A 10,375-nucleotide genomic window follows, 5' to 3' on the forward strand; every position below is an offset into this window, starting at 1 on the left:
CGGCAGGCGCCGCCGTATCCATCTACGACATTTGCGACTTAGTGGCGAACACCATCGTCGTCTTCATCGACATACTCTTCGTCATCGTCGTCGCCGTCTTCACCGTTCGGGTCCTCATAATAGGTGCCCCAACCGTCATACTCGACGTCATATTTTTCTGCCAGCGTCATCAGCTGTTCCACCTGGGCATCGATCAGGTCTGCGTTCAGCGCGCATTCGCTCAGAATATCGCAGCAGATGACCATGTCACCCTCTTCCACTTCCAGCTCTTCGGGCTCGGTCACTTCGTAGCCCAGCTTGAACGCTTCAACCGCCACTTTCTCCAGGGTTTCGAAATCGTCTGCAGAGAGGTGATGCTCAATCGTGTACAGTGCGTCCGGATCGCTGCCATCTTCCAGCAGCTCTTCGATAATCAGACGCGTCTCTTCACGCTGTTCTTCCAGGTGTACCGGGTTTGCCATGGCTCGTTCCTCATAATGTGCGGCAGTTATCCCTATTGTCACATACCGCCGTCATTGCCTCCACTTCTCAGTGAAAGATTTCGATCACAGACTTGCAAATGAATATTCATACATATAAATTGAATTTTAATTCAATTAGTGGCCTATGCCAGGTGAGGGAACCATGTCTGCGTTTTACCAGAAGCATTTTTTAAAGTTACTCGATTTTACGCCTGCAGAAATCACCGCCCTGCTCGAGCTGGCGGCAAAGCTGAAAGCCGATAAGAAAAACGGTATCGAAGTCCAGAAACTGGCAGGGAAAAACATCGCGCTCATCTTCGAAAAAGACTCAACCCGTACACGATGCTCTTTCGAAGTTGCCGCATACGATCAAGGCGCCCGCGTGACCTATCTGGGGCCCAGCGGCAGCCAGATTGGCCATAAAGAGTCGATCAAGGACACCGCCCGCGTGCTCGGACGGATGTACGACGGCATTCAGTACCGCGGCCACGGCCAGGAAGTGGTAGAGACCCTGGCGCAATACGCCGGCGTGCCGGTGTGGAACGGCCTCACCAACGAGTTCCACCCCACCCAGCTGCTGGCGGACCTGCTGACCATGAAAGAGCATCTGCCGGGCAAAGCCTTTAACCAGATGACGCTGGTCTACGCCGGCGACGCGCGCAACAACATGGGCAATTCGATGCTGGAAGCCGCCGCCTTGACCGGTCTGGATCTGCGCCTGGTGGCGCCATCGGCCTGCTGGCCGGAGGCCGCGCTGGTGGAGACCTGCACCGCGCTGGCCAAACAGCAGGGCGGCAACATCACCCTGACGGAAGATATCGCCGCGGGGGTGAAAGGCGCCGATTTTATCTATACCGACGTCTGGGTCTCAATGGGCGAGGCGAAGGAAAAATGGGCCGAACGTATCGCCCTGCTGCGCGACTATCAGGTTAACAGCGCGATGCTGGCGCTGACCGGCAACCCGCAGGTCAAGTTCCTCCACTGCCTGCCGGCGTTCCACGACGACCAGACCACGCTGGGCAAACAGATGGCTGCCGATTACGGCCTGCACGGCGGCATGGAGGTGACTGACGAGGTGTTTGAGTCGGCGGCGAGCGTGGTCTTCGACCAGGCGGAAAACCGGATGCACACCATCAAAGCGGTGATGGTGGCGACGCTTTCACGCTGAAATCAGAAACTAAACGTGTAACGCTCGGCGACGATATACTGTTCTCCATAATGAATAGGCTGATGCTGGCTATCCAGAATTAGCGTTTTCATCAGGAATAACGGTTCGCCGGGCGGTTGCTTCAGCAGCGGTGCGCTGTCAGAATCCGCACGCACCATTTCTACTGTCGTTTCACCCGCATAGGTAGGCACGATCGCGTATTTTTCACGCAATAGCTGATACAGCGACCCGCTAAGATCCTCCTGCTGTAAAAAACCTAATCGTTTCAGAGAGTAGTAATTATTCTCTAACATTAACGGCGCATCGCCAGCGATCCTAAGGCGTTGGATATAAAGCACGGAATCATCGCTCTCAAGCTCAAGAAGCTGACGCGCATTACGATAGTCCCGCAGAATCTCACGACGAGTCACTACGCTATGGGTTGGTAGATGGTTAGCATCGCATGCGGCAGTAAAGCTAAGTAAGTGAACAACTTTACGCTCAATTTTAGGCAGACAGACAAAAGTCCCCTTCCCCTGCTTTTTTACCAAATAGCCTTCGGCTACCAGCTCTTTCACTGCGTTGCGCACTGTAATACGGCTGATATTGTAGAGTTCGCTGAGCTCAATCTCGGTGGGGATTTTCTCTCCTTCAGCGAGTTTCCCGGAAGAAATATCGCTGAGGATTTTATCTTTAAGCTGCCTGTATAACGGTACGGAAGTATTCTGTTGCAGTCCAAAATTCGACATAAAAGAGGTACCAGCACGGCCATTAATGCGAAGCAGGATTATAATCGAAGCGCGCACATCAAACTACGACGGCGCGCATATCCTTCAGACCCAGGCCGAAATCGCAGCAAAAGCAGCGCTAACTATCCACAGCACCGGAAACAGCGGCGCAATGGCCTTTAACCACTGACCAAACCCAATGCGCGCAATAGACAACCCAGCCAGCAATACACCGCCGGTAGGAGAGACCAGGTTCGTCAGGCCATTGCCAAATTGATAAGCCATCACCATCGCCTCTTTATTGATACCAACCAAATCGCCTAACGGCGCCAGCACGGGCATAGTGAGCGCGGCCTCGCCCGAAGATGAGGGCACAAAAAAGGTGATGACGTTATGCCCTAATAGCATCAGAGTGGTAAACGCATACTGCGGCAACCCTTCCAGCATTTCAGACAAACCAAATAGCAACGTATCGATAATTCGTCCGTTCTCCGCCACCACCAGAATACCGCGCGCAAGACCTATCACTACGGCGGCGTAGACAAACTCTTTGCACCCTTCGACAAAGCTGTCGGCCATCCCGCTAATGCCCATGCGCCCGACGATCCCGGAAAACAGCCCCAGAGCCAGGAACACAGAGCCGATCTCAACCATGTACCAGCCACGCGTGATTAACCCCCATGAGATGACGGCCAGCGCCAGCACAAAGGCGATGATAATTACCCGATCGGCGATGGAAAAATGGACCGACGTATCCTGTATCGACAAAAACTGCTCGCGGTTGCGACAATCATTTTCATATACCGGCGACTTTTGCGGAGTGCGTTTAACACGGTGCGCGTACCACATGGTGTAAGCAATCGCCAGTAGCGTGAAGACCAGCCATGCAATAGCACGTAGCCAAAGCTGCGGATTTCCCTGAATACCCGCTACGCCCTGGGCAATGAGTACAGAGAACGGATTGGTCATTGCGCCAACGTAGCCAATCTGAGTTCCCAGAAAAAGAATCAGGATCGCAGTCATTGAGTCATAACCCAGCGCGAACATCAGGGAGATAAAGATCGCATACAGGGGGATCACCTCCTCGCTCATACCAAAAGTCGCGCCTCCCAGGCTAAACAAGGTCATTGCGATAGGGATAACCCAAAATTCCTTTACCTGCCAGGCGTTCAGCCAGCGCCACCAGACCCCGCTCAATTGCGCCAGTACGTAAAATAATGCCAAAAGCGCCACCAACAATGAGCACAAACGCCACTACGTCTGCGGCCTTGATAATCCCCTCCATCGGCGCGGCCAGTACGGCGGTAATACCCTGACGTAAATCGCCCTCGCTGCTGACTTTGTCCAGCAGATGATAAGACCCTGGGATCACTAATGTTTTAGTTTCACCGCCGGGTAAGGTCACTGAGTGATAATCAAAACTGCCGCTGGGAATACACCATGTCAGCAGCGCTACTAATATAATAATGAAGAAAATCAGAGCGTAGCAGTGTGGCATCGCCCACTTTATTTTTGCAATACGCATAATCCGCCTCGATAAGATGTTTATATTATTTTTGCCGTCTTTCGGCATTTTTAGAGTTACAGAAGGTCATGGGTAATACGGCCATCCACCAGGGTCAGTACAACGGTAGAAGTCCGTAACTCATCATTCGGGCAGCTCAACAAATTACGGTCAAAAACCGCGATATCCGCGCGTTTTCCCGGCTCAAGGCTACCGGTCATCTCTTCCATGCCGTGGTGTCGAGCACTATTCAGCGTCCATGCCGTTAAGAGCTGTTGTCGGGTCATTCCGCGTTCGCGGTACCAGCCATTCACGGGTGAACCATCAGGGAACTGACGACTGCAGGCGGCATACATCGAGTCAGGAACAGAAGGAATAAACAGGGGCAGATCGGTGCCAATAGTCACCGTCACGCCAGCCCCAAATAGTGCGGCATAATCGTAGAATTGCGCTTCGCGCTCTTCCCCATAGCGTTCGCGCATATAGGCTTCGGCTTCGCAGGGGTTAAGGAGCAGAATTTGTGCATAAACTTCGGCAAAAAGGCCGAGCTCAGCCATTCTGGGAATATCGTTTGGATGCGGACATTCCAGATCGCTCAGAGAATGTCTAACCACGCTCTGCGGATGACGCTTACGGCATTCGGCAAAAATATCAATACAGCGGCGAATTGCGGCATCGCCCTCCGCATTCATACAGCAGTTGAACCCACGAGCATCAGCCAACAAAACCTGCTGGCGCAGGGCATTATAATCAACGGGTCGTTCATTGTTCGTGCCGGGACGATCGGCATAGGGGTAAATCATATCGCCGGTATGATCGGCAATAACGCCATCGACCATAAATTTAAAGCCATGAAACCGCAGCCATGGCGAATGAAAGCGGCGTCGGGCCTGTTCACCGAAAGCAAGATCGACAGGCGCAGATACGGGCTGAGAAACAATGCTTACTCTCAGCAATAGCGCATCCTCTTTTTCCAGTTCATCCCAGGCATTCATCAACTGCGGCGCATCGTTGAAACAAACGTCTTTTATTGCCGTGATTCCCTGCCCGGCAAGTCGGGCCATAAATGCCCGCATTTCTTTTTTTAACTGTGCGGTATCAGACAGCATCTCATCCAATAATGCGATTCTCGCCTCCGCGCTGCACTCTTCAGCGGTAAAGCCATAAAGCTCCACGGCGGCACGGTTCATCCAGCAATAGCTTTTGTCATCGTTAATGGCGACAACCGGTCTCTGCGGGAAAGCGTCATCCAATAGTCTGGCATCAGGCACCGCTCCCCAACGGGCAGCAGACCAGCCCCAGCCATAGAGACTTTTCCCCTCAGGGAGAAGCTTTTCTGCATCATGTAATAGTTCAAGGGCATGATTACTATTGCGGGCGGCATGGAGATCGACGCCACGCTGCATGCTCATATAGCCGGTAAAAAACGTGTGATTATCGCAAAATCCGGGACAAATCAGGCGATCGCCAAGTTCGATAAAGCGAGTTCTTTCACCTCTCCAGGTTTGAATATCTTCCTCATTCGCTATCATCGCCGCGATAGCGCCGTTTTTAATGACTACATATCCGCTAAATAGCTCATTTCTGGCAGCAGTAAAAATAGCATCAGAACGTAAAATCAAATCAGCAGCATCACTATGCATAATTCTTTCCTCACGGAAAAAGCGCAGGAATCCCCCTTTCCGCCCGGCTAGCGGACGGAAATCAGTACGGAAAAATGAGAGATGGCGTTATAGGTTAGTAGTGAGTCCCGTAGCCAAATGCCCCTTCTTTCAGGCAAATTTGTGCCGAGAAAGCTGCTGCTTTTTGCAGGCTATTGGTAATCGCTTCGCGCTTGTTACCCGTAGGTTGGGCCAGAAAATGGCAAATGAAAGCGGTAATAAAAGCATCACCTGCCCCCATTGTATCGACGGGAGTGACGTAATCGGGTGCCTGCTGATACCAATCCTGCCCGTCAAATAAAATCGCGCCTTCATCTCCACGCGTCGCGCAGACAATGCGACTTCCGCTGGCCTGCGCTTGTTGCACAATTTCACGTGTTTGCGCCAGGCTGTAGTCGGCGCATGAGAAGAAGGCGAAGTCGACGTAACGGCACAGCGGCAGCGCCTGCTCCAGTACAAAGTCATCTGAAAAATCGAAAGAGACAGGAATGTTGAGCTCGCGTAACTGAGGTAAATGCGTCTCCATGTAGCTATAACAGCCGCTATGGATCAGATCAAACTCACGCAGGTATTGCTCATGCTGAAAAATAAAATCCATCGAAGTTGTCTTGCGAATACCCCCGGCGTTCGAACCAAGAAATATCCGTTCTCCCTCTTCGATTTTCAGCTGTGCGCAGCCGTTCTCTCCTGCCACCTGCAGACAGTGTGGCCACTTGACGCCAACTTTATCCAGCACCTGCATAACGTGTTCCGCAGCGGCATCATTACCAAAAATCCCCAAATAGGCCGCATTGTGCCCCAGCATGGCCGCATAAGCGGCAAAGTTCAGCGCATTTCCACCGGGATACATAGTCTGAGTATGAACATATTTATCGACGACGTTATCGCCAATTCCAATCACATTCATCATAATTCCCCTTAGTATTCCACCAGCCCCATATAGCGGCGGGTATCCAATGGATGCTGGCGAATGTCGGCAAGCGCAGAACGATATTCACACATGATGCTGTAAAACAGTACCGGGTTGAAAAACTCCACGACTGACGGAGGAAGAACCCCGATGCCCAGTTCTTTAGCATCAACGACTTCCACTTTTTCTGCATACTTGGTGAGGAAGGCCAAAGCTCGCTCATCCATCGCCCGCGTACGGCCTTCGTTCATCAATAAAATAAACGGCGTCTCTTTATTCGTAACTTCAAAAGGTCCGTGGAAGTACTCACCGGAGTGAATAGGTGCGGCATGTAGCCATTGCATTTCCATTAGTGAGCAGATAGCAAAACCATAAGCATGGCCATAAGAAGCTCCGCTGGAGAGGATATAGAAGAGCTTTTCATCTTGATATTTTTGGGCAAAACGCTGGCAGCGATCCGCAACCTGCTGACGGCCATGAGCAATGACGCCATTAATTTGGGTCATTCCCTGTTGGAAATCAGCGTAATTATTGAAACCTTCCACCTGCTGCAACGTATCAACGCACAGGTTGAGGATAATCGCCATCGGATTATCGACCACATTGGTATCGTTACCCCAGGCATAGAGAATGTTGTGACTGGCGTATTCGATCAACTGTGCCTGAGCGTTGTGAGTCAGCGTAATAGTATGCGCTTGATGCTGTTGAGCAAGCTTAGCCGCAGCGACGGATTCCGGCGTGTTGCCCCCGTGCGAACAGACGATAACCAGCGAATTCTCCCCTAACGTTTTCGGCGTCGCGTAGACAAACTCATTGGCGGTATACATGCCGACATGAAGCTTCGTCGCCTCGCTATCCAGGAAGTACTTAGCCGGATACATATCCACTAATGACCCGCCGCAGGCAACAAGGAACACTTGGCGGATTCCGCCTTTGTCTTCTATCTCTTTAGCAACGGCATTAATTATTTCTTTAGTATTCATACAGTAAGAACTCCAGATCTCATTATTGATTGTTCAAATTAGCGGAAACAACATTAATACGTTATATAACGTATTAATGAGATCGCCATCAAAATTTGCACAATGCGCTCGGTATGAGCGTTTGGCTGAAGCAGCAAATGAGAGGGAATAAGAAGTAAAAAAGCGGGAATAGCCAGGAAAAACAAAGAATAGCAATTGTCACAATATGACAATTGCTAGCTCTGGGTAAAAAAGCTCGTCAACTAAACCATCAGCATCTTCACCACCGCTTTGCGCACCTTCGCCGGGGCGCCTACGGCGCACAGCGGTTTATGCACTTCGCCGGGATAAAACACCACAAAGTCCCCTTCGTTAAGGATCACCGTTTTCTCCTGCTGGCCTTCGGCAAGAAAAGCGATGTCTTTCTCCGCCAGCCAGTCGGTCTGCGGCTCTCCTGGCGGCAAGGTGCTGAAGGTCATCCCCTCGCTGCCGCGGAGCACAATCTGGATATCGAGATAGCGAGCATGGTATTCCGCGCGGCGCGCGGCCTGCGGCTCGGTGGTGTCTTCAGAAATCAGATAAAACAGGTTGTCGCCGTCGATAGCGTGTTTACCCAGCGGCGTCGCCTCGCTGACCTGAGCGATAACCTGTTCGATAGCCTCGCGCAGCGCGGCAGGCAGCCATGGCTGCAGATGGTGGATATTGCCAATAATCATTGCTTACCTCAAATATAAAACAGCATTTCATTTTATCGTGTTATACCCCCATCGCGGCTGCCATACCAGTACAGTTTCACGGTTCTTTGCGCTGGCGCACTTTTCGACAGGCAAACGATTACCTGTTTGTGAATGAATCGCTTGATCGTCATAACGGTCTGCGTATAATGCCAGTCGTTTTGCCGGGAGGAAGCATGGCCAATTGCGTACGACATTCTGTCTTAGCGCGTCTCAATGCAGACGCTGGCCTGCCGTTTTTCTTTCCGTTGCTCATTGGATTCCCGAAGCCCCTTATTTAAGGGGCTTTTTTTTTGCCCAGGCGTCAGGAGATAAGCATGGCTAACCCGCTATATCAAAAACATATCATTTCCATAAACGATCTCAGCCGCGAAGACCTCGAACTGGTGCTGGCGACGGCGGCAAAGCTGAAAGCCAATCCACAACCCGAGCTGCTGAAGCATAAGGTTATCGCCAGCTGTTTCTTTGAAGCCTCGACCCGCACCCGCCTCTCTTTTGAAACCTCGATGCACCGCCTGGGCGCCAGCGTGGTCGGCTTTTCCGACAGCGCCAACACCTCACTGGGCAAAAAAGGGGAAACGCTGGCGGATACCATCTCCGTCATCAGCACCTACGTCGACGCCATCGTGATGCGTCATCCGCAGGAGGGCGCCGCGCGCCTGGCGACCGAATTCTCCGGCGGCGTGCCGGTACTGAACGCCGGCGACGGCGCTAACCAGCACCCGACCCAAACCCTGCTCGACCTGTTCACCATTCAGGAGACCCAGGGCCGCCTCGAAAACCTCAACGTGGCGATGGTCGGCGATCTGAAGTATGGCCGTACCGTCCACTCCCTGACCCAGGCGCTGGCCAAATTCAACGGCAACCGCTTCTACTTCATCGCCCCGGACGCGCTGGCCATGCCGCAGTACATCCTCGATATGCTCGATGAAAAAGGCATCGCCTGGAGCCTGCATAGCGCCATCGACGACGTGATGGCGGAAGTGGATATTCTGTACATGACCCGCGTGCAGAAAGAGCGTCTGGATCCGTCGGAATACGCCAACGTCAAAGCGCAATTCGTCCTGCGCGCCGCCGACCTCGAAGGGGCGCGCGCCAACATGAAGGTGCTGCATCCGCTGCCGCGCATTGACGAAATCACCACCGATGTCGATAAAACACCGCACGCCTGGTACTTCCAGCAGGCCGGTAACGGCATCTTCGCCCGCCAGGCGTTACTGGCACTGGTACTGAATAGCGAGCTGGCACTGTAAGGGGGAATGAGAGATGACACACGACAATAAACTGCAGGTAGAAGCGATCAAACGCGGCACCGTGATTGACCATATCCCGGCGCAGGTCGGCTTTAAGCTGCTCACCCTGTTCAAACTGACCGAAACCGACCAGCGCATCACCATCGGCCTGAACCTGCCCTCCGGCGAGATGGGCCGCAAGGATTTGATTAAAATCGAGAACACCTTCCTGACCGACGAGCAGGTTAACCAGCTGTCGCTGTACGCCCCGCAGGCGACGGTAAACCGCATTGATGATTACGAAGTGGTGGGCAAATCCCGCCCGAGCCTGCCGGATCGTATCGACAGCGTGCTGGTCTGCCCGAACAGCAACTGTATCAGCCACGCCGAACCGGTTTCTTCCAGTTTTGCAGTGAAAAAACGCGCTGATGACATCGCACTCAAATGCAAATACTGCGAAAAAGAGTTTTCTCATTATGTGGTGCTGGCCAACTAAATGCGGTTGGTATTGGTGGTAGGCCTCCCTATAATGGCTACCACCCTACGCTTCGTCCTTCAGGCGGCGTCTGCGCCGGCGATGCAGCGCTTACCGCCTGGCGGCAACCTGAATGATTTTGCGTAACATTACTCAGTTCATCTGGAGATAACATGAGCAAAACTATTGCGACGGAAAATGCACCAGCGGCGATTGGCCCCTACGTTCAGGGCGTTGACCTCGGCAGCATGATCATCACCTCTGGCCAGATCCCGGTCGACCCGAAAACCGGCAGCGTCCCGGAAGACGTGTCCGCGCAGGCGCGCCAGTCGCTGAACAACGTGAAAGCGATCGTTGAAGCCGCAGGCCTCACCGTCGGCGATATCGTCAAGACCACCGTATTCGTCAAAGATCTCAACGATTTCGCTACCGTTAACGCCACCTACGAAGCGTTCTTCACCGAGCATAACGCCACCTTCCCGGCGCGCTCCTGCGTTGAAGTCGCACGTCTGCCGAAAGACGTGAAGATCGAGATCGAAGCCATCGCCGTGCGTCGCTGAT

The 10,375-nt window shown here is 52.7% G+C and carries 13 protein-coding genes and 1 pseudogene; 7 read left to right on the plus strand and 7 right to left on the minus strand.

The features are described 5' to 3' along the window. Positions 1 to 38: 38 nt before the first annotated feature. Entirely contained in the window at positions 39 to 461 is a 423-nt protein-coding gene (gene rraB, locus HMPREF9538_RS00185; protein WP_009486534.1) for a ribonuclease E inhibitor RraB, read from the minus strand. Between the two features lie 98 nt (positions 462 to 559). Between rraB and argL the strand changes: the two genes are divergently transcribed. Together argL and argF are read left to right on the plus strand one after the other, a co-directional pair. Next, positions 560 to 655: a putative translational regulatory protein ArgL gene (argL, locus tag HMPREF9538_RS33480; protein ID WP_370736902.1), complete on the plus strand. Its 96-nt coding sequence runs from the start codon at positions 560 to 562 to the stop codon at positions 653 to 655. Next, on the plus strand, positions 625 to 1,629 hold the full coding sequence (gene argF / locus HMPREF9538_RS00180; RefSeq protein ID WP_002886946.1) for an ornithine carbamoyltransferase: 1,005 nt from the start codon (positions 625 to 627) through the stop codon (positions 1,627 to 1,629). Before argL ends, argF begins: the two co-directional genes overlap by 31 nt. Before the next feature lie 2 nt (positions 1,630 to 1,631). On the opposite strand, the gene HMPREF9538_RS00175 is transcribed toward argF, so the two are convergent. From HMPREF9538_RS00175 to HMPREF9538_RS00155, 6 genes and pseudogenes are all read right to left on the minus strand, one after another. Then, positions 1,632 to 2,357, minus strand: a complete 726-nt coding sequence (locus HMPREF9538_RS00175) for a GntR family transcriptional regulator (RefSeq protein WP_002886945.1) — start codon at positions 2,355 to 2,357, stop codon at positions 1,632 to 1,634. Between the two features lie 84 nt (positions 2,358 to 2,441). Continuing rightward, positions 2,442 to 3,861 (minus strand): annotated as a pseudogene (locus tag HMPREF9538_RS0128690) (YfcC family protein). A gap of 56 nt (positions 3,862 to 3,917) precedes the next feature. Then, positions 3,918 to 5,483, minus strand: a complete 1,566-nt coding sequence (locus HMPREF9538_RS00170) for an amidohydrolase (RefSeq protein ID WP_009486538.1) — start codon at positions 5,481 to 5,483, stop codon at positions 3,918 to 3,920. A 94-nt stretch (positions 5,484 to 5,577) separates the two neighbouring features. Next, positions 5,578 to 6,408, minus strand: coding sequence for a PfkB family carbohydrate kinase (locus HMPREF9538_RS00165; protein ID WP_002886941.1), 831 nt, complete (start codon positions 6,406 to 6,408; stop codon positions 5,578 to 5,580). Between the two features lie 11 nt (positions 6,409 to 6,419). Next, positions 6,420 to 7,394 (minus strand): SIS domain-containing protein, encoded by a 975-nt coding sequence (locus HMPREF9538_RS00160; RefSeq protein ID WP_002886940.1) that lies wholly within the window; start codon positions 7,392 to 7,394, stop codon positions 6,420 to 6,422. A gap of 242 nt (positions 7,395 to 7,636) precedes the next feature. Further along, positions 7,637 to 8,089, minus strand: a complete 453-nt coding sequence (locus HMPREF9538_RS00155; RefSeq protein ID WP_004186717.1) for a YhcH/YjgK/YiaL family protein — start codon at positions 8,087 to 8,089, stop codon at positions 7,637 to 7,639. A 194-nt stretch (positions 8,090 to 8,283) separates the two neighbouring features. On the opposite strand from HMPREF9538_RS00155, the gene HMPREF9538_RS30890 reads away from it, so the two are divergent. The 5 genes from HMPREF9538_RS30890 to ridA all read left to right on the plus strand — a co-directional run bounded on the left by HMPREF9538_RS30890 (position 8,284) and on the right by ridA (position 10,374). Beyond that, positions 8,284 to 8,388 carry a pyrBI operon leader peptide gene (locus HMPREF9538_RS30890; RefSeq protein WP_002886930.1) on the plus strand — a complete coding sequence of 35 codons (105 nt, stop codon included), beginning with the start codon at positions 8,284 to 8,286 and terminating at the stop codon, positions 8,386 to 8,388. Next, a complete protein-coding gene (locus HMPREF9538_RS33175; RefSeq protein WP_227650304.1) occupies positions 8,363 to 8,422 on the plus strand; it encodes a pyrBI operon leader peptide in 60 nt (19 codons plus the stop codon). The genes HMPREF9538_RS30890 and HMPREF9538_RS33175 overlap by 26 nt, the downstream gene beginning before the upstream one ends. A 2-nt stretch (positions 8,423 to 8,424) precedes the next feature. Further along, a complete protein-coding gene (pyrB, locus tag HMPREF9538_RS00150; RefSeq protein ID WP_002886928.1) occupies positions 8,425 to 9,360 on the plus strand; it encodes an aspartate carbamoyltransferase in 936 nt (311 codons plus the stop codon). 13 nt (positions 9,361 to 9,373) lie between these two features. Beyond that, the gene (gene pyrI / locus HMPREF9538_RS00145; RefSeq protein ID WP_002886927.1) at positions 9,374 to 9,835 is read left to right on the plus strand and encodes an aspartate carbamoyltransferase regulatory subunit; all 462 of its coding nucleotides are present in this window, start codon (positions 9,374 to 9,376) and stop codon (positions 9,833 to 9,835) included. A 152-nt stretch (positions 9,836 to 9,987) separates the two neighbouring features. Further along, entirely contained in the window at positions 9,988 to 10,374 is a 387-nt protein-coding gene (gene ridA, locus HMPREF9538_RS00140) for a 2-iminobutanoate/2-iminopropanoate deaminase (protein ID WP_002886926.1), read from the plus strand. Position 10,375: the final 1 nt, after the last annotated feature.

Origin of the sequence: Klebsiella sp. MS 92-3, assembly GCF_000195655.1 — a bacterium.
GTDB classification, from domain to species: Bacteria; Pseudomonadota; Gammaproteobacteria; order Enterobacterales; family Enterobacteriaceae; genus Klebsiella; species Klebsiella pneumoniae.